General features: G+C 43.0%; 24 protein-coding genes. 3 read left to right on the forward strand and 21 right to left on the reverse strand.

What is annotated here, in order from left to right; translation table 11 throughout:
- Window positions 1–29: 29 nt before the first annotated feature.
- The 3 genes from prpB to ACVA53_RS11180 all read right to left on the reverse strand — a co-directional run bounded on the left by prpB (window position 30) and on the right by ACVA53_RS11180 (window position 2,759).
- The gene (gene prpB / locus ACVA53_RS11170; protein WP_446505138.1) at window positions 30–899 is read right to left on the reverse strand and encodes a methylisocitrate lyase; all 870 of its coding nucleotides are present in this window, start codon (window positions 897–899) and stop codon (window positions 30–32) included.
- Entirely contained in the window at window positions 896–1,609 is a 714-nt protein-coding gene (locus tag ACVA53_RS11175) for a GntR family transcriptional regulator (RefSeq protein ID WP_446505139.1), read from the reverse strand. Before ACVA53_RS11175 ends, prpB begins: the two co-directional genes overlap by 4 nt.
- A 259-nt stretch (window positions 1,610–1,868) precedes the next feature.
- Complete coding sequence (locus ACVA53_RS11180; RefSeq protein ID WP_255043781.1) at window positions 1,869–2,759, reverse strand: DMT family transporter; 891 nt, start codon at window positions 2,757–2,759, stop codon at window positions 1,869–1,871.
- A 377-nt stretch (window positions 2,760–3,136) separates the two neighbouring features.
- Here ACVA53_RS11180 and ACVA53_RS11185 point away from each other — a divergent pair, with 377 nt between their 5' ends.
- Window positions 3,137–3,592 (forward strand): hotdog fold domain-containing protein, encoded by a 456-nt coding sequence (locus ACVA53_RS11185; RefSeq protein WP_446505140.1) that lies wholly within the window; start codon window positions 3,137–3,139, stop codon window positions 3,590–3,592.
- Window positions 3,593–3,712: 120 nt separating this feature from the next.
- Here the strand turns inward: ACVA53_RS11185 and ACVA53_RS11190 are convergent, their stop codons facing one another.
- The 18 genes from ACVA53_RS11190 to ACVA53_RS11275 form a co-directional block, all read right to left on the reverse strand.
- Window positions 3,713–4,120, reverse strand: coding sequence for a hypothetical protein (locus ACVA53_RS11190; protein WP_255043779.1), 408 nt, complete (start codon window positions 4,118–4,120; stop codon window positions 3,713–3,715).
- A 236-nt stretch (window positions 4,121–4,356) separates the two neighbouring features.
- Complete coding sequence (locus ACVA53_RS11195) at window positions 4,357–4,896, reverse strand: 3'-5' exonuclease (RefSeq protein ID WP_255043778.1); 540 nt, start codon at window positions 4,894–4,896, stop codon at window positions 4,357–4,359.
- A 478-nt stretch (window positions 4,897–5,374) separates the two neighbouring features.
- Window positions 5,375–6,643, reverse strand: a complete 1,269-nt coding sequence (locus ACVA53_RS11200; protein ID WP_255043776.1) for a M20 family metallo-hydrolase — start codon at window positions 6,641–6,643, stop codon at window positions 5,375–5,377.
- 14 nt (window positions 6,644–6,657) lie between these two features.
- Window positions 6,658–7,923, reverse strand: coding sequence for a C4-dicarboxylate transporter DcuC (dcuC, locus tag ACVA53_RS11205; protein ID WP_255043775.1), 1,266 nt, complete (start codon window positions 7,921–7,923; stop codon window positions 6,658–6,660).
- Between the two features lie 426 nt (window positions 7,924–8,349).
- Entirely contained in the window at window positions 8,350–10,074 is a 1,725-nt protein-coding gene (locus ACVA53_RS11210) for an amidase family protein (RefSeq protein ID WP_446505141.1), read from the reverse strand.
- Window positions 10,075–10,605: 531 nt separating this feature from the next.
- The gene (locus tag ACVA53_RS11215; RefSeq protein ID WP_446505142.1) at window positions 10,606–11,199 is read right to left on the reverse strand and encodes a cytochrome b; all 594 of its coding nucleotides are present in this window, start codon (window positions 11,197–11,199) and stop codon (window positions 10,606–10,608) included.
- A 607-nt stretch (window positions 11,200–11,806) separates the two neighbouring features.
- On the reverse strand, window positions 11,807–12,253 hold the full coding sequence (locus ACVA53_RS11220; protein ID WP_255045061.1) for an NfeD family protein: 447 nt from the start codon (window positions 12,251–12,253) through the stop codon (window positions 11,807–11,809).
- 30 nt (window positions 12,254–12,283) lie between these two features.
- Window positions 12,284–13,204, reverse strand: coding sequence for an SPFH domain-containing protein (locus ACVA53_RS11225; protein ID WP_255045060.1), 921 nt, complete (start codon window positions 13,202–13,204; stop codon window positions 12,284–12,286).
- Window positions 13,205–13,644: 440 nt separating this feature from the next.
- Complete coding sequence (locus tag ACVA53_RS11230; protein WP_255045059.1) at window positions 13,645–14,112, reverse strand: HAD family hydrolase; 468 nt, start codon at window positions 14,110–14,112, stop codon at window positions 13,645–13,647.
- 55 nt (window positions 14,113–14,167) lie between these two features.
- Entirely contained in the window at window positions 14,168–14,563 is a 396-nt protein-coding gene (locus ACVA53_RS11235; RefSeq protein ID WP_255045058.1) for an ACT domain-containing protein, read from the reverse strand.
- Window positions 14,564–14,572: 9 nt separating this feature from the next.
- A complete protein-coding gene (locus tag ACVA53_RS11240) occupies window positions 14,573–15,151 on the reverse strand; it encodes a GNAT family N-acetyltransferase (RefSeq protein WP_446505143.1) in 579 nt (192 codons plus the stop codon).
- 185 nt (window positions 15,152–15,336) lie between these two features.
- Window positions 15,337–15,696, reverse strand: a complete 360-nt coding sequence (locus tag ACVA53_RS11245; RefSeq protein WP_255045056.1) for an MmcQ/YjbR family DNA-binding protein — start codon at window positions 15,694–15,696, stop codon at window positions 15,337–15,339.
- 21 nt (window positions 15,697–15,717) lie between these two features.
- Window positions 15,718–16,143, reverse strand: a complete 426-nt coding sequence (locus ACVA53_RS11250) for a VOC family protein (RefSeq protein WP_446505144.1) — start codon at window positions 16,141–16,143, stop codon at window positions 15,718–15,720.
- A gap of 40 nt (window positions 16,144–16,183) precedes the next feature.
- On the reverse strand, window positions 16,184–16,648 hold the full coding sequence (locus ACVA53_RS11255) for an NUDIX hydrolase (RefSeq protein WP_255045054.1): 465 nt from the start codon (window positions 16,646–16,648) through the stop codon (window positions 16,184–16,186).
- Between the two features lie 257 nt (window positions 16,649–16,905).
- Entirely contained in the window at window positions 16,906–18,099 is a 1,194-nt protein-coding gene (locus ACVA53_RS11260) for a DEAD/DEAH box helicase (RefSeq protein WP_446505145.1), read from the reverse strand.
- 170 nt (window positions 18,100–18,269) lie between these two features.
- The gene (locus ACVA53_RS11265; protein ID WP_255045052.1) at window positions 18,270–19,151 is read right to left on the reverse strand and encodes a mechanosensitive ion channel family protein; all 882 of its coding nucleotides are present in this window, start codon (window positions 19,149–19,151) and stop codon (window positions 18,270–18,272) included.
- A gap of 424 nt (window positions 19,152–19,575) precedes the next feature.
- A complete protein-coding gene (locus ACVA53_RS11270) occupies window positions 19,576–20,523 on the reverse strand; it encodes a DUF4382 domain-containing protein (RefSeq protein ID WP_255045051.1) in 948 nt (315 codons plus the stop codon).
- A 210-nt stretch (window positions 20,524–20,733) separates the two neighbouring features.
- The gene (locus ACVA53_RS11275; RefSeq protein WP_446505146.1) at window positions 20,734–21,591 is read right to left on the reverse strand and encodes an MBL fold metallo-hydrolase; all 858 of its coding nucleotides are present in this window, start codon (window positions 21,589–21,591) and stop codon (window positions 20,734–20,736) included.
- A 175-nt stretch (window positions 21,592–21,766) separates the two neighbouring features.
- Between ACVA53_RS11275 and ACVA53_RS11280 the strand changes: the two genes are divergently transcribed.
- Complete coding sequence (locus tag ACVA53_RS11280) at window positions 21,767–22,558, forward strand: AraC family transcriptional regulator (protein WP_255045049.1); 792 nt, start codon at window positions 21,767–21,769, stop codon at window positions 22,556–22,558.
- A gap of 102 nt (window positions 22,559–22,660) precedes the next feature.
- Window positions 22,661–23,608: a DUF3179 domain-containing protein gene (locus ACVA53_RS11285; protein ID WP_446505147.1), complete on the forward strand. Its 948-nt coding sequence runs from the start codon at window positions 22,661–22,663 to the stop codon at window positions 23,606–23,608.
- Window positions 23,609–23,694: the final 86 nt, after the last annotated feature.

Here is a 23,694-nt window from a genome sequence, read left to right on the forward strand (position 1 = left end):
TTATTATTAGTTTTAGCTTAAATTCGTTATTAAGGCTGCTTGAATAGTTTGTCTAAGGTTTGTTCGTAGTCGTGATAACCCAAATATTGATAAAGCTCTTCACGGGTTTGCATTTGATCAACGACATTACGCTGGTGACCATCTTTTAATAAATGTTGGTAAACATTCAGCGCCGCTAGGTTCATCGCTCTGAATGCAGACAGTGGATACAGCACCATATCAACACCGCACTCGGCAAGTTCATCGGTACTAAACAAAGGCGTTTGTCCGAACTCGGTTATGTTAGCCAAAATGGGGACGTTTACTGAGTCTGAAAACTGTTGATATTGCTCTAATGTATTTATCGCCTCAGGGAATATCATGTCCGCACCAGCCTCAACACAGGCTTGTGCTCGCTCAATTGCGTAGTCCATTCCTTCGACAGCCAGTGCATCTGTACGTGCCATAATTACAAAGTTTTCATCAACTCTGGCATCGACAGCCGCCTTGATTCTATCGACCATTTCCTGCTGGCTAACAATGGCTTTGTTAGGGCGATGTCCGCAGCGCTTCTGTGCAACCTGATCTTCCATATGGACAGCAGCGGCCCCACTACGCTCCATTTCTTTAATGGTTCTCGCAATATTAAATGCACCGCCAAATCCAGTATCAATATCAACCATTAAAGGTAGATTCGTACAAGCGGTGATACGACGGACATCTTCCACCACATCGTTCAAGGTAGTGATACCTAAATCTGGCAAGCCGTATGACGCATTAGCTATCCCGCCGCCAGAAAGATATATCGCCTGGTGACCCACTTGCTCTGCCATCATCGCGCAATACGGATTGACCGTACCGACAATCTGTAACGGATTATTGTTGGCAACCGCTTGGCGGAAGCGTTTCCCTGGACTCATGAGACTTTCTCCTTATCCTGCTTCAATTTTTGTTCAATTAATAGACGGCTTCGCATAATGTGGCGCCGCATCAACATTTCGGCCAACTCCGCATCACGCTCTTTCAACGCGCCAAGAAGATGGAAGTGTTCTTTTAGGGCTTGCTCTGGACGAGAATGAGAACGCTGCGACTGGTATCGGTACATTCGCAACAAGTGATAAAGCTCATCACAAAGCAAACTGATCAGCTTGGTGTTTCGACTGGCTTTGATAACCCTATAGTGAAAATCAAAATCCCCCTGCTGATGAAAATACGATGCACCTTCAACTTGCTCTATATGTTGATGATGGGCATCGAGCAACTCTTCTAATCCGATAAGTTCTTCGTCTGTAATATATTCGCAGGCAAGCCTTGCTGCCATACCTTCAAGAGCTTCGCGCACCGAATAGATCTCAATGAGCTTTTCTTGGCTTAAGGCAACTACCCGTGCACCGACATGTGGAATACGTTCAACCAATCCCATTGACTCTAAGCGCATCATTGCTTCACGAAGTGGTCCGCGACTTACGCCGAAATGCTTAGCCAATTCTGGCTCTGAAATCTTGCTACCTGCCGGATAACTACCGCTCACAATCTGATCAATCAACTGCTCAGTCAGGTTTTCTGACTTAGTGCCTTCTTTTTCACTGTGACTGTCGACACTTTTCAATTTCAAATCTTGTTTACTCATCTTGATTGTCAACAACTTGTTAACTTTTGAACAAATTTAGCGCTAAAAAGCCGCACTTACAAGTTAATTGTTAACAAAATGTATTAGACCTTAGTATAGATTGTCGACAATCTAGGAAAAAAGACGATGGGCGATGGGCGATGGGCGATGGGCGATGGGCGATGGGCGATGGGCGATGGGCGATGGGCGATGGGCGATGGGTAGAATGTAAAACAGGGTTGCCTGCTGCAACCCTGTTTCTTGTTTTCTCATTGTGAGACTAGGCGGTGGCCATATTGTCGGTTGATACCGGCTTTGGTTTACGCTGAGCCAGAATAACCCCTGAAAGCACCATACCTCCACCAATATAGTGGTAAACCGCTAGCTGCTCGCCCAATGTGACACTGGCAATAATAGCTGTAAGGACTGGCATCAGGTTCATGAACATGGCTGTCCGATCAGCACCTAATATTTCGATACCTTTCAACCAGCACCATGGTGCCAATACAGAAGCAGGCAGCGCGGCATACATGATCAAGGGCAATGATTCACCGGTGATCGCCATTCGCTCACTACTAATCAGCATTGGCGTTAACAAAATAACAGCAAATAGTCCTTGTACATAAACAGACTGCCAATTATTCAATGGCATTTTCCAACGCTTCAATAAAACGCAGTAAAGTGCATAAACAAAGGCTGCGATCATCAACAGAGCATCACCTTGTTTAATACCTTGAGACGTCAGCGTACTGACATCACCTTGACCTAGCATAAACACCAAACCAGCCAGCGATAGTACTGCGCCAACCATAGCAATAGGTAACAAACGTTGACCTAGTATCGGTACGCTCAGGAACATACTGATCAAGGGCACAAGTGAAATAATAAGTGCCATATTGGTCGCTGTCGTCGTCGCAGCAGCAAAATAACCCAGCGACTGGTTGAGCACCATGCCCAGCAAAGCTAAGAATGCCAGCTTAGATAAGTGCGGTTTAATTTGATTACGCTTGCGCCATACAGAAGGCATGACAAAGGGGGTTAATACCATCATGGCAAAACACCAGCGATAAAAAGAGATTGCTCCAGGATCAATCACGCTATACGACAATTTGTTAACGATGGCATTCCCTGCCCAAATAATGACAGTCAATAGAGGAAATAAGTAGAACATGGTTTGCCTTTTAAATTGATTACGTGGGGATTGTGTCACGTCACCTTACAAATAAATATCTCTAAACAGACATAGTGAGTCTATTGTCAGACATTTGTATCGTTACGCTAAAAATCCACGCAACTCCCTCTGCTTTGAAAGACACAGAAAACCATTTAATAATTTGAAAAATAAACAAAAAAAGCAGGGTACATTATTTACTATCCAATTAATTCCCCAAAAGAAAGAGTGATCTATCTCACAGGAAATTAATGGCTAGTATTAACAGAATTGAATTCCCCTCTATAAATTGCCGGATTCAGCTTATGCTTGCATTCTGGTCCGACCAGACTATAACTACAGTATGCCCTTCAGCCACTTTGAAAAAGGACATTTCAATGCGTAAAAACCTCAAGATCTATAACCAAATGAACCGCCTGCCCTTTGGTGACAAGCTGTTCAGCTTTGTTGTCTGCCGTCTTGCCCCTTATTTCGGTTCAATCAAACCCAAGGTGACAGTATTGCAACCCGGTTATGCAGAGGTCACCATTAAAAAGCGCCGCCGGGTAACAAATCATTTAAATACTGTACATGCCATAGCAATGTGCAACATGGCTGAACTGGCAGGTGGAATGATGACAGATGTTTCAGTACCAATAAAAAGTCGCTGGATCCCTGTAGGAATGACCGTTGAGTATTTAAAGAAAGCCAAAACGGATCTAACTGCACATGCACAAGGGGATAATATCGATTGGAAAACGGAAGGAGACAAACTTGTTCCCGTAGAGATCAAAGATACTAAAGGGAACTTGGTCTTTCGGGCTGAAATAACAATGAATATAAGATTTACTTGATAGCTTCAACCTTAATAGCGACCACCTTAATAACTACTACCTAGATATCCACGACTTAATATATGTAACCTTGATAAGTAGCATGGCGCAAAATCATTATTGCGCCATGTTCTAATATGATTAATCGGTCAAGGAAAGCTCAACATTGACTTGATTAGAATCAGGAAGCCAATGGAACATATAGTTAAATAGCTGCTTTTCATCCATCTTTGCTAATTTGCCATGTATGAAAGAACTCATATCAATTAAGTGATCTACTTTTGCCACTGGCTGATAGGGCTCTTTAAACCGGCGCCATAGGTCAGAATGATTGACATAAAAATTGGCAGCCGCAACTGCTTCCTCAAATGTAGCGTGCTCAGATATCAACCTTGGCCCATCCCAAGTTGCACCATCGAGTACACACACACCTATTTCCCCTGACTCCTCGTAGGTTAGCTCATCCACATAAGGGACATTCCACCAACGAATGAGTTCTTCACATGAACGTTGCTCATTGAGTTTATCTGAGGAGGGAAACTCATCCATATTGAGTCTATTCCGAACCGGAATCTGACACGTTGTAAAATCCATAACCAACAACTTGCATATTTATATTTTTGCATAATGTTAGCTATATTGATTTATTTGTCAATTAACTTTTTGGATAAAACATTGAAAAATTATAATCTTATCGAAAATACATTCTATTTTTCACGTCAAAAATGTCCTTTAAGGAACATTCCCACCACTAGATAACCAAAGCGACCAATGCCACCTTTTCTTTAATCGTTAAGAAAAAGTGTTTTGGCTAATCGAGCTAAATTATAGGCATCATCATAACCAGAATGCTGACGCCCTTCCCATTCGATACCCACCATATCCATCGCTGCTCGCTGTCCGCAGCGCTTTTTTGTGACGTGTCGCTGCAGTCTAAACAAAGTCGCCAAGTTTAAGTATTCATCAAATGGCACTTTCAGACCTTTTTCTTCACACTCTTTACGAAGAATGATGTCATCACGCCCCCATGCGGCATAGATTTTATGTCGGCCACCGAACTTCTGCTCAACTGATTTCAAAATATGGCCAAGTGGCTTACCATTTTTATCAACCACCTCAGGCTTAATGCCTGTCAGCTCGGTACAGAAGGGGGAAACTTCATCATTATCCGGTTTTACAAAATACTGAGCTCGGCGCACAATCTCACCGTTATTCAGATCAAGCTCTGCAACGCCAATCTCAATGATCTCACCTGTTCTGGACTCGCGGCCATCGTTCCAACAGCACATTTCGAGGTCAAAACACACAATACGGTTAAAATTCATCTTACTTCCGGATATCACGCTATAACTGGCACGAAGGATAGCATTTAGCGACGGGTTAGCCAAAAAGTGATGGGGAAGAAGATGCAGGTTAACCCTTTGTTAACAAGGTAGGTCGCTGTAATCTTTAGGATTCAGGCTATGCGACAACCCACTTCACACTCAAAGCCCACGACTCGGAATGTGTCGGTAAATACCTGTCATGAGGTCAATCAAGAAGTCACTCAAAAGGTCAATCATAAAGGCCATCTATCCAAAGCAAACACCCTGCACTTCTCCGTGTTCAAGAAGCTCAATACCTTTTATCTGAGGGTCCTTCACTACACAGGTAGCCCTAACCGCAAATCGGTCACAGTGTCTCTGAGAACAATCCAGAAGGTTATAGAGCCCTATTACTTTCTTCTCACAACGTCCCCGAGCGTAATTGGGATTAACAGCATTTCGACACAATTTCACTTCCTTGCTTGATTCAATTATCAACCTATAGCTCAAACTTAAAACGACGGTCCCGCTCATCTATCATGCGTATCATGTCCACAAGCAGATTTGCTGCAGTCGCAATATCAGATAGCTCGGTATGCTCTTCCTTGTGATGACTGATACCGTTTTTTGATGGCACAAATATCATCGCAGCAGGCATAACCTGAGACATGTACATCGCGTCGTGGCCAGCTCCGCTGTTCATCCTGATGAAATTGAGATCGGCATTAATGGCACATAACTCCGTAATGCTGGCAAGCTCAGTACTCAGTACAACAGGCCTATCATGTGACAACTCACTGATCTCAATTCGCACTTTCTCGGTTTCAGAAACGGTAAGGGCGTAATCTTTAAATCCGTTAATAATGCGTTCAATTGAGGCGACATCTACACCCCGGATGTCTACATAAAACTCAACATCACCCGCTATCACATTGATAGCATTCGGGGCAATCTGCATCCTGCCGACTGTCCCGACTGACCCATAACTAGCTTCAGCACAAGCTAACTCTGATATCTTCGCGATAATTTTGGCACTCGCGACAACAGCATCCTGCCGCATGCCCATTGGTGTTGCACCAGAATGATCGCTGTGGCCTGTCACATCAACACGGTAACGACTAGGCGCAGCGATACCCTCAACAATGCCTATCTGTGCACCTAACGTTTCTAAAACGCGGCCCTGCTCAATATGTAATTCAATAAAGGCGTGATATTTAGATGGGTTAAGCGCGCTATCCGAAATTCGTTTGGCTGGATACTGAAGCGCTCTCATCGCATCAAACACGTTCATGCCTTTATTATCAGAGTTCGATTTCCATTTTAAATAATCGGCTTGACCCGTCATGTTTTTTGAGCCCATACAGGCAAACCCAAATCTGCTCGACTCTTCTGCCCTGAAGACGATCAGTTCCAGATCATGCTCTAATTCAAAATCTTTAAATTGAAGTAAGGCATAGAGGCTTGCAAGAACACCAGCAACACCATCGTACTGACCGCCATTGGGCACCGTATCCAAGTGTGAGCCAGTAGCAATACGCGGTGCAGTCCAGTTACGACCACGCCGTTTACAGTACAGGTTACCCATGAGGTCCCAGCGAACACTGAGACCTTGTGACTGAGCAAATTCAGCCAAGGCATGATGAGCGTGTTCATCAACGTCTGAGTAAGCAAGTCGATTCATCCCTTCATCTGTCAAACCATAGTGATTAATCTGAGAAAATGCGTCTAAAAACCACTTCTCTCCCTTTAATGATTTATCGATAAACACATCTGCCTCCTTACTTATACAAACACGACGGCGGTAACCATTACCGATACGACCATAATTGGAGCGGTTCGCCTAACTATCTCAATCGGAGAACATTTCGCTAACCCTGCCGCTAAAATCACTGCACCTGCTATTGGGGACATTGTCCTTCCAAGCGCACCAGATAAACTAGATAACGTCCCAAGATCGATAATAGTCATACCGAACTGCTCGGATGAAGGCGTGACGGCCTCGTTGAACGCGAATGCCGCTGCATCACCAGAGCCCGAGATCACACCCAATAGAAACGGTCCCAACGAGCCGCCCCACCGAGCCAGCTCCGTATACTGCGTCAAAATATCAATCAGGCTGTCCACCAAACCGACACTGCGCAAACCCGTACTGAACACGGTTGCCGATATTATCAACCCCATCACAGTACCGTAGCTTTGTCCCGCACCATCAAAAAAGGAAGTGACCACCTTTTCCGTTTTTCGTAGATTGCCAGTCACTAGGATACAAACGACAGTCCCGATCAACATAGCCTGCGGTACCTGTGTTTCTATTGCCGGCCACACGGTACGTCCACCAAAAAGGATCACTAAAGGCAAAAACGGTGCCATAGCAGGTAGCACTCTTGGGCGAAATCCTTCTTCAAACTGCAAGGCACGGTTATCCACCACTTTGCTGATATCTTTACGCCAAAATGCCGTTAGGGTAATTCCCACAACAGTCAGCCCGCACAACATAAAAAGTCTATTTGCGTTTTGTAAAACGACATCAACAGGGTTATCTAGGCCTGCTAGCTCACTGATGAAAACATTATGGCTGAGATCGGGGTTACCAAACGAAGCAAAAGTACCTATGACGACAGACGCCGCTGCCATTGCCGGTGCAACACCTGCGCGAATAGCAAATGGGATAAGTACCGCACCAACACTGGCTGTACAACCTGCCGCACTGGGGATAGCAACGTTGACGGCCATGGTGACAACCGTTACCGCTGGAACAAGAAAAACCCCCATCTTGGATAAAGGCTTAGAGAGTAAACCGACAAGGTGCTCATCACACCGAGTGGCACTGACAACCCCGGCAAACCCAATCCCCGAACAAATCGCCATTATCAGCGATCCCGTTGTCATTCGGCTGGCAAAGCTATCGAATGCCGACATTGGATCTAACGATACACAAGCCAATACGAGACCGCCGATGAGTAAAACCGTGCGTGGTTCATACTGTTTGATCAGGGCATATACTGTTACTGCGATGACAAGCAAGCCAATTATTTCTTGAATCAACATAAACGTCCTTATTTATATCTAGAGTTAATAATCCTTTCAACACCATATTTCCGGTGCTAGTTCCTGATCTGTCTATATGAGTCACGGTGACAGACTTAAATAAATAACTCGATGTTATAGCGCCAATTCATCCTGTATTGGCGTTAATGCTGCCTCCTTCATCATTTTGTAACTCCGTTATCCCATAAAAAGAGTAAGCATACCGTGTCCATTCATTGATAAATGGTTATTCAATTTTTGAGGCTCTCAATAACAAGTTCACTATCAAATATTGCAAGGAAATAGAAATAAGATAAAAGTGTAAACATATCAGGATCTTAACCGTTTAATATCATGACATTAGAATATGACATATAAATTTCAATATTTACCTGTCAAGCATAAAGTCGCCTTGACGACTTTATGCTTAAACCTATAAAAATAAATTTAGTTCATCATTTTTTCATTGTAGGCCGGAGTGCGTAGTATACCTTGCTGTTGCACTGGTGGCGGTGTCATCGATGCATCAAGTTGTGGTTCCACACGAGGTGAATAAGCCTGCTCATAAGAGTATGCTAAAGCAAGCAAAGTACCTTCATCAAACTCTCGCCCCAACATCTCTAACCCAACAGGCAGGGATGAACCAGAGCCTGAATCAACATAGCCGACTGGCATCGTCAAAGCAGGGAAGCCAGTAAATGGGCTCAAACGGTTAGCAGATCCCGATTCGGTAGGGTTTCCCCCCCAGTCTCCCGCAATTCCGCTAATAGTCGGGTAGATAAGCACATCATATCTCTGCCCTAGGTAATCGCCATTTTCATCCTTATTATCCAGCGCTCTCAAAACTCTATAACGCACGAAATCAGGCCTTTCATGTACGTTTTTCAAATAAACATCGTTGTTCCAACGATCTTGACCCATTTGAGAATAGAAGTCGAAACTACCTGCACTTGATGGAAGGTATTCACCACTGCTATATACTTCTTCGAAAGAGCTGTAATGGTTATCTATTGCTGAAGACCAACTTTTTAAGTACTCAGTTAAGCTGTATGAAAATTCATAACGAGACAAACTTACGTAATCTGTAAGTATGATATTCAGATCTGGGATCGCCACATCTTCAATTATTGCCCCTAGCTTTTCCATATTATCCAAAGCCGCATCCATCGCACTTTGAACGTTTTGGTTGTCGGTTGACTCTCCGCTACCAAATAGATCTCTGACCACTCCAATTCGAGCACCAGATAATGCCTGACTATCGAGGTAAGATTCATAGTCAACCGCCCCCGTCACCACCATATATTCGAATGGGTTGCCCATCAGCTCAGAGTCAACCGCAAACTCTTTTCGTTGACCACTGTATTGGCTTGTATCGTAGCCAGTCATAGCTTCAAGAAATGTTGCACAGTCAGAGACGGAACGACACATTGGGCCTGCTGTATCTTGAAACGGGGCCAACGGCATAATGCCATCTTGTGACAATAAACGCATTGATGGGCGTAAACCAATCAGACCTTGGACACTAGAAGGAACGCGAATGGATCCTCCAGTATCAGTACCTATACCAACCAATGCCAAACTTCCTGACACAGCAGTACCTGTGCCCGAAGAAGAACCACCCGGCCCCTTACCAAGATCGTACACATTACGAGGCACTCCTCCTAGCAAGCTTCCACCTCTATATCCAAAAGCATATTCATGGAGATTAGCTTTACTTAGAATAATGCCGCCAGCTTGGCGAATTTGTTCGACAATAAAGGCATCCGTCTCTGGTTGGTTATTAGCTAATGCACCACCCGTTGTTAGCATATCCGATGTATTGATGTTGTCTTTGACTGTCACTGGAATACAATGCAAAGAGCCAGTAATTCCAGTTTCACTAAAGTTCTCATCAAGCTTTTTGGCACGTTCCACTGCAGCCTCGTTGACGCTAATAATCGCATTGAGTTCAGGACCTTTGCGATCCATTGCGTTAATCCGTTCAACATAGGTATTAATAATTTGCTCACAGGTATGATTACCTGCTTTTAAAGCAGAATGAATATATGAAATCGAAGCTTCTTCTGGAGAAAAGTCAATTAAGTTTTTTTCATCGCTATTATTATTGCTTGATGATCCGTTACAACCTGTTAGTGCTAATATTACAAAAAGAGAAGAGGCTTTCAGTTTCATAAGTTTTCCCTATTACTTATACAATAATAAGTAAATTGCAAACCATATACCAACTGTAGATATTTTAAGAGCAAGAATAGAGAACAATGTAATCACTCACAAAAACCAGAAAATATCATATAAAATTCAATAAATTCAATAAATTAAAGAACGATATATCAATTATGAGACACTTTCCTTGTATGATAGAGCACTGAGGTAGTGCACTTGCACCATTTTAAAACACCTTTAATATCAATTAATTACTTTCAATCATCATGAGAGACAATAGTTTATTCCAGAAATGACTTTTCTCTCAAAACTCATTTCTGGACAGAAAAAGTGACGCCGAGGGTTTATTTATATCCTTCGGAAACCTTTTGGTACCCCAAAACACAATCAGGCACAGCTGAACGCAGTGCCTGAATGACTTTTCTTCTGCATAGCCTATTTATACCTATAGCTGTGCCCCCTTTTGTATCATTACATTTGTCATTAATGTGACGACTATCTGTCATATTCAGAGGCAGCATAAAGGCATATTCTAGAAATTTACTCAGCCTTATTTATTTTCTTCGGCAACATGCGCGTAAGAGTATTATCTTTTTGCACGAAGTGATGGTATAGTGCCGCGCCAGCATGAACCGCAATTAGGATCCAGAGCACCCAAGCACCACTTATGTCTTTGTGGAAAAAGTCCCATTTCTTTTCCCAGGTATCCCAGTCGGTATTGAACAATGCCAAAATCCACTGACCCAGCCAAGTCTCATTAAATGTGGGGATTTGGAAAATTCCGTAGTCAATTGAACCGCCAAACCCAAACCAACCTGAAATTGGCATTGCGAACATAAAGAAGTACAGTAGCCAATGCATCCAATGAGCACTTTTTTGTTGCCATTTTGGCATTGGTGGCATCTGAGGTTGAACATTGAAAAACCTCCACCACACACGCAAACAGGCCCATAGAAGTACGCTAAACCCTACTGCAGCATGAATATTCAGGCTCGGACGAAACAATGCATCGTCTTTATCCAAAAACCAAATTTTGTAATACACAATCACATACGCGGCAAGGAAACATAGAGCTATCAACCAATGAAACCATTTGGCAAAGCTACCATAAGTTGTAACTGTATTCTTAATCATATTTTCTCCTCAGGTATAACAGAAACTCTAGACGCGATGACCTACTCCCCGCTTTCTAATCCAGTCACTACATAAAGCCGATAAATTAATGGTAGTAAACGAAATAGCGAGTACACCAATAAAAAACAAATATTTAAACCATGAAAAAATCAGCTCTAATTGCAACATCATCACTATTATTCGGATGTAACGGTAGCTCTGACACACCATTACTTAAACCTATTGCTGGTGGGATCATAGTGTATGTTACTGGAAACGACAGTAAGACCGCCTACCTATCCAATGTTGATGGCTCGGTCAATTGACAACCCCGGCACCACAAGTGAACGACAGTCTGTGACTCGAATTCAACAAGGGTGGTAACAAGCTCAATTCGTCAATGCCCCAAAACTCATTTGGGGAAAAACCCTTCTCAGCACCCTTGTTTCATTTGATGAAATACGAATAAATTATCGTAATACCAATCTGGATTAGTAGTTGATCAAGTATTTATGTAGGTTGGCATAAGTCTAACTCGTTTAAATAAATGTACAGTATTGGCATTTATTCATAAAAAACGAGCTAGAGTACTTAACCCTAGCTCGTTAGTTTTATATATGTTGAGTGGTTACTCGGATAGTACTATCCACATAACACCAACGTCCATTTTAACAACCTTAACTTCTGATCCTGCAGAAATAGGAACTTTACTTTTCAGTTTCCATTCAATACCTGAATACCTATAAGTTGTTTCGCTATTTGGGTTTACATCTGATTCCAAGTAAAAGCTAAAATTAGAAAATTCAGTTTGTACAACTTTATGATCTGTTTTATTTTGAATTTTTTTCAATGGCCGGTAACTTAAGATCATAAGTACTGCAATAGTAATAGCCAAAGTAATGGGTAAATTAGTGGTTTGAACTAAGTCGGCTTGATGGGATAACCCAACCAATATCATTGATACACCACCAATAAGTAGCACGATAGTCGACATTCCTAGCAGCGCAACTTCAATAATAATTAGCGCAATGCCAGCAGCAATTAACCATTCAGCTATGTACTGTTCAAATCCCATTAATTACCTCTTATTCGTACTATAAGTTATTTACTTTTTCATTGCAGATAGAATGGTAGTCGCTTGGGCAACCAAAGACCCGGCTTCTGTCGAACTATCAGGTAGTAGCACAACTGATGATTCTTTAGCGATAGCGCGTTTTGCTTCAATAGCTTTTGTTGCAAGTTCCAACTCTACAGCTTTTTGCCCTGTTTCAGTTGCAGCGGCCTCACCGACAAGCCTCAGTGCTTCTGCCTGAGCGTTAGCTACTGCAATCAATGCTTGTGCCTCACCCTCTGCAGCAAGAACCTGTTCTTGTTTTTCGGCTTCCGCAGCTAAAACACGTGATTGCTTCTCGCCTTCAGCGACATTAATTTGGGCTTCTTTTTGACCGTTACTCTCAAGAATTTTAGCTCTTCTCTCGCGTTCCGCACGCATCTGACTTTCCATTGAGCTCATCACTGACTCAGGTGGTGTTATATTAGATAACTCGTAACGGAGAACAGTTACACCCCACGAAACAGTTGCTTCGTTTATCATGTTGACGATTTTGCTATTCAGTGCTTCACGACCTTCAAATGTCTGATCCAGCTCGATTTTACCGATCTCACTACGCATCGTTGTTTGGGCTAATTGTGTTACAGCAAAGACGTAATCCTCAACCCCATAGGTGGCTTTGTATGCATCTAAAACTCGAAAATATAAAATACCATCAACGATTAACTGGATGTTATCCTTTGTTATCGCAGATTGGCTTGGTACGTCGTAAGCCTGCTCCTTTAAACTCTGTTTAGCAGCAACAGCATCGATCATTGGTATTAGGAAATTCAATCCAGCCTCTTTTGTACCTTGGTACTTACCAAACCGCTCGACTATCCAAGCTTGATTTTGTGGCACAAATCTAACCGATCTAGATATAGTAATTACGACTAATGCAACGAGTGCCATTTGAATAATGAAGCTGATGTCCATAAATTGAAGCCTTTTGTAGTAATCAAATAGTGTTCATTTGGGGGCACTTTACACTATTTTAGTGTTATAAATATTAAATCATTGAGTAAAAAAGAAAAAAAATCTTTGGAAGTAACCAGAATGGAACGGAAATAGCATTTTTACTTATTGTATGTATATCTTGTAGCTGATGCCCTACCATACAACATCTTTTCTTTCGGTTTATCTTGTTCGAATAAATTATGCAACTAAAATCTTAGTAGCGAATTATACCTAGTTCAGATTATCAGCTTTAATAAGGAAAGTGGGAACGGCTTTGGGCTTTATCATTAATCTTAATACGCCACTCAACCACGCTCAAGAGGTCAATCAAAAGGTAGAAAAGCACAAACCTTGCAAAATTTCACTGCATCCCCCAATGATTTATTATCAGAGGTAGCCAGCCAGTAAATATTTCCTAACTAATTCAGCTCTTCCAACACTCTAATTTGTTCATATTGCCTATCATTACACTGCTGATCTTTTGAGCAATACCAAATCGCATTCAGGCCTGCAGCAATTGCTGGCTGTATGTCATTTTCTAAGCTGTCGCCAACCATCGTAATATCATGAGGTTCAACATCTAGTTCCAGTACAATACGATGAAAATACTCTGGGTTACCTTTGGCAATCCCCATATTGGTCTTACAGAAATAACCACTAATAAACTTGGCAAGCCCAGCACGTTGAAATGCCAACTTAATATCTTCTGTCGATGAGTCATCGGCATTCGTCGCAATATAAATGGGAGTATTTGCAGATAACCGTCGCAAGGCTTCAAGTGCTCCCGGTACCGCCTGAACCTCAGGCCAGTGGCACATCTTGCCCTGATATTGTGGAAAGTCGACCATCAAGGTGTCTCCCCAATCAAATAGGTATATTCTTGTCATGTAGAGTCCTTTCATTATGATTTATTTCTGAAACTGAGTGTAAGCTAATGAATATTCAAGAAGAAAATGATTTTAGCGCTACTAACGCTTCATCCGCTTTCTCACTCTGAACAAACACGTGATCGTGGTAATACGCTGCGATCACATTGGCACTGATCCCTTGCTCCGCGAGTTTACTGGCAATGGCTGCCGTTAACCCAACAGCTTCAAGGCTAGAGTGAACGGTTAACGTAATCATCCTAAATGTTGCTTCATAAGCCAGATTGCCCCTATCAGCATTATCCTTACTGAGTACTAGAGTTAACCCCTCTGACTCGGAAAAAGTAGCAATCGGTGACAACCCCACATATTTATCTAACTCACCATCCACGGTACAAAAAACATATTCCCCAGCTTTCAGTTCAGGAGCCATCGATTTCAATAACTCTTGTAGATCAGTAATACCAGCCATATTTCTTCCTCATTGAACTCTCAGTTTTACCGTTTTTTTTAACCACGTTTCTTGAGTGATTTGGTACAAACAATGACGCTGAAGGCTATGCCCTTGCGGTAGCTTCGGGTGATTAAAATCTTGCCCAATATTTACCATACCGATTTTGTCCATAACCCGTTGAGAGGGCGTATTAGGTAAAGCGGTAAACGCATAAACACTCGGTACCCGCAATTGCTCAAACGCATATTGCAGCGCCTTTCTTGCCGCTTCAGGTGCATAACCTTTGCCCCAGTGCACTTTAGCCAGCCGCCAACCAATTTCGACAAACGGCGCATTGGGAATACCCGAGTGCAGATCTTGGCTGTGTAAGCCAACAAAGCCAATAAACTTTCCAGTTGATTTCAATTCAGCGGCCCAGAAACCCCACCCTCTTTCAGCAATAAGCTGGGTGATCCTAGCCGCTTGGGCATCACTTTCTTGCTGAGATAAAACGGCAGGGAAGTACTGCATCACAGTGGGGTCAGCATTCAGGTTAGCATAATCTGGATAGTCGTCTCTTTTCCACTGCCTAAGTATCAGCCTGTCTGTTTCTAACGGATACGCCATCTATCGTCGACTTCCTTTTACTACTGTTAATCTTTAACTCAGTATAAGCATATCAGCCCACTTATAAGAGCTTAACAAGTCGGTACAATTCCACATCAAGTCGAGCCATTACAATAAACCGCAGTCGTCAATGCTTCTAGAAAGCACACTCTGTAGTTGGGTATCACGCCATCGACTCTAACGACCTAACGTTGAATCGCTAACCTTTCCCGATCGGATTTTTTCAATTTAGCGACCACAAGTTCATAAGATCGGTCAATCAAGCCTTTCAACATTCCATCTTCAATTTCATCTGTCACCGACACCGTTACCCAATGTTTTTTGTTCATATGGTATCCGGGGCGAATAGCGGTAAACATCGAAGTAAGTGCCTCATTATCTGCCGGCGCCCCTTTAAGGTTAATGTCGACAACTCCATCGTTCACCGATAGCAACGCAAACATCTTGCCCAGTACTTTGAATACCATGACGTCAGCGCCAAATGGGTAATCCAACTCGACTTCAGGTAACGTCATGAGGAAGTCAGTAATCTCTTGTTTGTTCATAGCTACCCCGGATAAATGAGTTCAGCGGTCGGTGCGGATTGCGATCGGGTGATCTGGGTTTAATTGAAGAAGATCCCACATGTTACCGTAGAGATCCTCGAAGACTGCGACTGTGCCATAGTCTTGCTCTTTCGGCTCACGGACAAATTTAATACCGTCAGCAACCATACGATTATAATCGCACCAAAAGTCATCAGTATTTAAAAATAGGAAGACTCTCCCTCCTGTTTGGTTACCAATAAAGTCTAACTGTTCAGGCTTCGATGCTCTTGCCAACAGCAAACTCGCACCATTGGAATTTGGCGGTGCAACCACCACCCAGCGTTTGTCCTGCTCTGGCTGGTAGGTATCTTCAACAAGCTCAAATTTCAGCTTATTGACATAAAAATCAATCGCTTCATCATAGTCTTTAACCACAAGGGCAATGTTTACAATGCTCTGTTTCACTCTGTTTTCCTACCACGCTATTAGGCACTATTTTATCGTACTAACTTATATTAACTTTCATCTGCGTTGAAGGCGCATTATCGACAAAATATGTCCACACATGATCATATACTTGTCTCTGCCCAGGAAATGGTACCAAGGCCTTAGCTTCATCAAGACCAACCCAGCGATACTCGGTATGCTCTTCATTCAACGTTATGGGCTGATTCGGTGGACATAGCACCACAAATACCGGAATGATCTGAATGACATTGACATTAGCCTCAAAGAACTGCTCAAGAAACTGGGCATTGTAGAGCTCAGACACCGTGATTTGTGTTTCCTCAAAGCACTCGCGCACTATCGCCTGCCACCCTTTTTCCTGCCCTTCGATAGAGCCAGCAACATGGCACCAATATCCCCCCTTTACGCGCTTCATCAGCAGCATTTTCATTTCGCCATCGATTTCAGACAAAGCGACGCCTGAAACAATCGAGGTATTTATCGGGATCTTTTGAGTTGTCATGTATTACAGCCTAATTAGACGATCGATAGGCAACAGGCTCATCGCCCTCTTTTTGATCATCGGCTGTTAGCTCAATAGCCCCGCACAAACATTTTCCTTTCATGCTTATCTCCTTCACTTTCGAACAGCAAAAACTATTTTAAGTTTATGTTAGTGTGACAGGTGACTGCGTTATTTTCTGTGACTGATGAAAACCCTAAGCAAAAAAAAGCCCTCACCAAATGGCAAGGGCTTAGTCATTCTATTCCGCGATTGAATTAATCTTTATTCTGACGCTTGTTTTTAGGTACGTAATTCAAAATTGAAATCGGAACGGGTTTTCTAGGTTCAAAGCCTTCAACTTCACGTCGCTCAATCAAGTGCCCCAAACGGCTCTCAATCATACACAGGTTCTTGAAGTTGTCTTTTGACACAAACGAGATCGCTTCGCCTGAAGCGTCAGCACGACCAGTACGGCCAATACGGTGGACATATTCGTCAGCTGGGAATGGCAAATCATAGTTCACCACCCGTGGTAACTCTTCAATATCAATACCACGTGCACCCACACCCGTTGCGATAAGGTATTTAATCTTACCAGCTTTGAAATCTTCAAGTAGTTGTACACGAATCGCTTGGCTACGACCACTGTGGAATGCTTCAGCAGCAATGCCTCGCTTCTCCAGCTGAGAAACCAGTTTTGCAGCACCGTGCTTGGTCTCAATGAAGATCAACGCCTGATCCCACTGGTTTTCATTGATCAAGTGGCTAAGCAGCGCAGACTTCTTATCTTTATCGACTGTGATTAACCACTGCTCGATATTAGATTTAGACGCTTCATTCGCCGCGATACTGATCTCATGTGGGTTTTCGACCACCGATTTTGCCAAGTCACGTACTTTCTTGGAAAGCGTCGCTGAGAACAGCAAGAATTGCAGTTCCTCAGGCAGGCGATCAATAATTTTATTGATGTCTTCGATGAAGCCCATATCCAGCATACGGTCAGCTTCATCAAGCACTAACGTTTCCACTTCTTCAAAGTGAACAGCACGCTGACCATACATATCAAGCAAACGACCCGGTGTCGCAACCAATACATCAACACCATCAATCAGGCTTTGCTTTTGCTGCTTCTCATCCACACCACCATACATCGCCAGCGACGTTAGGCCTAAATGCTTAGAATACAGGGTGATTTTCTCTTCAACCTGGATAGCCAATTCACGGGTAGGTACAAGTATCAGTGCGCGAATACGTTTTTTACGTTGCGTCTTTCCTTGGCTTAATTTTTCAAGGATAGGCAATACGAAGCCCGCAGTTTTACCTGTACCCGTTTGCGCCGCTGCAATTAGGTTTTTACCCTGCAAAATAACAGGGATAGCCTTGGTCTGGATCGTTGTTGGCTTGCTGTAGCCCAGTTCATTAACCGCTTGGGTTAATGACTCGCTGAGCCCAAGTTTAGAGAATGGCATGAATCGCCTCTAATTGTACATTAACTAAATATGGTAGAGCCGCCTCTACATGAAGCGCGGGAGTTTACCACGAACACCGTAACCAAGAGACAACTTTCCGTCATAGCCTAGGGTATTTTATAATAAAAAGCACAGTGGGCTCAGGAAGCTATTAGCTCGATCTGAGCAGATTACATAAAGCTCACCTTTGGGTTTCGCTGTTCATTCAACATATTCATGCCAAAGGTTTCTTGGTAGATCTGCATGAAGTCTGCGCGTATTTGCTGCTCAAGGTGAGTCGCCATTTCTGTCGGACAGAACAACATGACATGCACGACCTGCTCACCGGTTGGTGTCGTGCTGATATGGATATGCGGATCCGGGCCAGGAAGATCGACACCAGCGTGTTTTTCAATTACCCCGTTATAACGCCTGGCAACATCGATAAACTCCTCGCAGTGAATTTCAATCTGTTCAATTACCTCAGGTACCATCACGAAAAGATTAACGAACTCTTTAACCGTAATACTGAAGCTGTGATACACATACCGCTTCATAAAGTTTAGGTTCTTTACTGGGTAGGTAAAAAACATGCTGTTTGGTAGGGTCGCCGTTTTCCCCGTAAAGTGATACTGACCATGATGAAGATCGATTTCTTGAATCACGGTTGCCATCATATTGTGTTCGATCACTTCACCACACAGCGAGCCCACTTCAATCCAGTCCCCGATCCTGAACGATCGTGCACTGGCTCGTTGAATTGATCCAGTAAAGCAAAGGATGATCTCTTTGGATGCAACCACTATCGCAACCGCAATAGCTGTCACAGATAGAGCAAATTCGCTGATTTCAGATTGCCAAAGCATGAATAACACAACCACCATCAAGATGAAGGTGCCGTTTTTTGTCCGTGACATCCACTTACGCTGATGCTCAGAAACAAACGCAATGTCTCCGCGTATTTGCTTCAAGACTAACCGTCTGAACATCAAAACGAATGCGATGATCAGTAGGCTGAGCAACATTTTATTTTCTATAAAGAAATCAATAACCGACAACAACTTCTCTGGCATGAGCGCCTCTTTTCGCACCTATTTATCAATTCATATCAATCTGGGTAAGTAATTGATCTTTTCATTACGCAGTAATGACTGATCAACTTCTGGTATTGGTCGGTATTATAAGTAGTTCGTTCGATAAACTCCCATAGTTTTAATACAAAATCTAGATCTAGCAAGCCCCATAGGTTCAATCAACGACGGGTATCAAATTCGCCTCCAGAAATACGCAGTCTGAAGGACACTGGTAGCGAAAATTTTCACACTAAGGCTGGAGTTGATAGAAGCGCAGGCAGGCCAATACCGGTCCCCGAGAATTGGACGGTTTTCAGCGCTTCACTGATCAAACTCGTGTTGGCATATCCCGAAGAAGGCCGCAGGGTCCCCCTGGGTACTCTATAGAGAGATTGGAACGAAAAAAGGGCCTGTTGGCCCTTTTTTAAATTTTGAAGTCAAAACGAGTTTCTTTCGTTTGATATAAGATGACCTCTTCTCTTTGCTCTTCAGGGTTAGCAATTTGAATATTATCAAATGTTTCTGGATGATCATCCGCAGCATTACATGTGAAAGCAGCGGTATATTCACCAGCAGGAATAAACCCAAAACCATATTCCAATTGGTTAGTTTCATCATTCCATACAACAGGGGCTGAACTATATGGAGCTACATAACCATCTGGTAAATATTCAGAATCTGCATTATCACTCAGTTGCTTACCCCATAAGCCATGATTTTGATACAAATAAACAAAACCATCATTAATCAAGCAAAGATCGCCATCATATAGATTGAGGTCGACACTACCCCACAGCGAAGAAGCCGCATCATTATCAACAATTTTAACGCCATTAGGTTTCAGATGATAACCTTTGCCACTTCCACCACGTTCAACCAATGCTTGCCGAAGATCAAATTCAAGTGTAAAGCTTTGGACTGCCTGAGTTGAAACATCAAAACCACCGAGTTTCAACTTTGAGCTTGGTACGCCAAGATTTTCCTTTCCGCCACCGGATTCAACAACCCAACTATATGATGCAGACTCATCGCTAAGGATGTGCAAAATCATGCTTTTGTATTGACCAACAGGAATCTCTTCATCTGTCACAATCAATGCAGAATCTTTTCCTTGGTAATCAAGTAAATCAATCCCTTGATAACCATAGCCATCATCATCCTCATCCACTTCGATAATATATCTATTGCCATTTTCATGCTGAAGCTCGATTTTATCGAAGGCCACCATCACTTCAGACATAGTATCAACGGGTGCATCAGATACGCTAAAAGAGACTTTGGCATACTGGGTAGAATCGTTACTGCTGTCACTTCCACACGCAGAAAGCAAGGTCGCCACTGCTAGTACAGGTAAGGTTTTAAAAATTGACATGATGTTCTCCATTTCTGGAGGCGATTCTATGCGTCAGCAACTATCAACTCAATAAACCAACGCTGAATTGACAATTAACTGACAAAACAATTTGAACGTTTTCATTATAAATGATCAAAATATTTAACCCTTATAATTGAAATACAAACATCATAATAAAAAATCACGCTTCAATGTATAAATACTTAGACCCCCTACCTTCTACTAGCGTCAAAATGTCTTCGATATTGGGATTTTGATAAAAGCATCAGGCAGTTGGCCAGCCCGAATATTAACTTGCACAGAGGGGTACAATAATTTAGGCACATTTAACTGTTTATCACGCTCAGAGCGAAACTGAACAAACTCACTTTCTAGGGTCTCTCCCTTTATGTGGATATTATCTTGTTTACTCTCGGCAACCGTCGTTTGATACTTCAATTCCCGGCCACCAGGTTGGTAATCATGGCAAACCCACAATCGAGTTGAGTCAGGAAGCGCATAAATTCGCTGAATACTCTCGAACAATTGCTTCGCATCTCCTCCCGGAAAATCACAGCGTGCGGAACCAAAATCAGGCATAAATAAGGTATCACCAATAAACGCATTTTGATTCACAAGATAAGTGACACTGTCACTGGTATGCCCTGGCGTTTCGATAACAGCAGCTGTTAACATACCAATAGAAAATTCTTCTTTGTCCTGAAATAGGTGATCAAAGCGAGTGCGAGAGTGATCGCCGTCAGCCTTGTCGTCCTCCATCTCAAGTATTGATTCAAAGGTAGCTTGTACATCATCAATATGATGCCCCGCAGCAATCTTTCCACCTAACTTAGATTTTATGTAACTGGCTGCCGTTAAGTGATCGGCATGGGCATGAGTCTCTAAGATCCAGTCGAGACTAAGTTGGTTTGACCTTATAAAATCAATAATTTGGTCGGCAAACCCTGTACTCACCACACCAGAGGATAAATCAAAATCTAAAGCGCTATCAATCACCGCGCAGTGCCCACCCGCCCTGTCATAAACGACATAACTTAATGTTGATGTTGGATTATGAAAAAAGGCCTCAATAGTCGCTGTCATCATCTACCTCCCAATCAATGAGTGTAATTCGTGTCAACAAACCTAGTCACTACACAGTCTATTTTAGTTAGGTTTTAAGACTTACCGTTTAATAGCGCACTGCATGATGTATTCATTGCCTTCCACAACGACGGCGTTTACTGTATACCCACAAATGATCCTGCTTAAGCCCTAATAAATGAAAACGATCTATCAGCCACTTTTTGATAACGACAATCCACCCGCAGAGATTTTTTTTGGCCATGAAGTGTTTTTGCCCAACACGACCACCCCAAACCACAACCACCCATGGGGGCAACTACAAATCATCAATGGTGGTATCTTAGAACTTAGGGCTGAGAATAAACGCTTTCTATCACCTTCACAGTATGCGGTATGGGTTCCTGCGGGGATTGAGCACGAGAGCTTTATGCGACGCAGCCTGAATTATTGCTCGATGAATATCACTCATCCGCTGGCTTCTCCACTTCCAGATTACCCATGCTTACTGGAAGTCAGTCCGATCATGGAAGCGATCATCAACGATCTGAAAGCCCGCCAGCTCACCGTCGCGAAGTCCGATCAAGATAAAAGGCTCATCAACGTTCTACTCGACCAAGTGTATCAAGCTGAAGAGCACGAGCAGTTTCTCCCGACAAGTAACCACAAACTCCTAAAGCCTATCCTTAATGAACTAGAGCGCCAACCGATGTCAGAAAAGACATTGAAGGACTGGGCTCAAGTTCTTCATACCACAGAACGAACATTGGCCAGACACTGCCAAGACAAGCTAGGGATGAGTTTTACTGAATGGCGACAGAGAAGGAAGTTTTTATTTTCTTTGCATTTGCTGAGAAAGGGCTCATCTGTCAAAGAGATCGCATTGACGTTAGGTTACCACCAAGCTTCACCATTTATCACATTATTCAAGCGCCACGCACAATGCACGCCAGAGCAATACCGACAACGCTTTTTTGCCGTTAAAGAATAGTACCCAAGACACTTCAAAAGGCTGTAGGGATAAAATTCCTGGGGACTTGTAAGAATCTCTCTTCCGTGCGGTCTTTATATCTGAAGCGCATTGGAGGGGTTAATGAAACAGCTTATTGCTTTTCTTTTATACGGACTTATCTTCACTCTACCGTTAAGCATGCAGGCAGCATCGCTTAACGGCTTTAATTTATCTAACTCATCTGTTCCCACAGAAGAGATTATGTCTGGCGGGCCGGGGAAGGACGGGATTCCAGCTATTCTCCGCCCCCATTTTGTCTCAGCCAAACAAGCCCGTTTCATGTCATCAAAAGACCCTATACTTGGCATTGAGATCAACGGGAAATACCGTGCTTATCCTATTAAGATCCTTAACTGGCATGAAGTCGTGAATGATCAAATAGATGAAAAACGGTTTATTGTCAGTTATTGCCCGCTCTGTGGCTCGGGAATGGCGTTTTCAGCCACACTTAATGGCCAGCACCTAACATTTGGCGTGTCAGGCTTACTCTATAATTCTGACGTTCTCCTGTATGACCATCAAACTGATTCATTGTGGTCACAAATCAAAGGAATGGCGGTGTCCGGCCAGTCCGTTGGAAAACACTTAACCCAGTACCCTCTCACCTTGACCCGTTGGGGAAAATGGCAGCAACTGCACCCTGGCACAGACGTGTTATCGACAAATACAGGTTATCAACGCGACTACCAACGCGATCCCTATGCCGGTTACAGCCGCTCACCGCGCCTTTACTTCCCTGTTGCAAATCAAGCACCCTCCATCTACGGTTCAAAGGAAACCGTGATGGGATACAAAGGAAAAAACGGAGTCATTGCTTTTCCGTTTGCAGAACTTAAGAAGCAAGGAAAAGCCAAATTCACCTATCGCTTTAAAGAGCAAATGCTCACCATTCACTGGGATGTTCACAATCTATCCGCTCATATAACAGACAGCCAAGGGCAGAATCTCCCCAGTACCTTGCTATATTGGTTCGCTTGGTATGCTTTTTACCCTGAAACTGAAGTATTTAATACTAATCTAGATAAGTAGTTGATCAAATATTTGCACTGGAAAAATCCTTGTTATCAAGGCAAATATTTATGTAGATTGGTATAAATCATTACGATAAAAAACAA

The organism is Photobacterium sp. DNB23_23_1 (assembly GCF_052873815.1).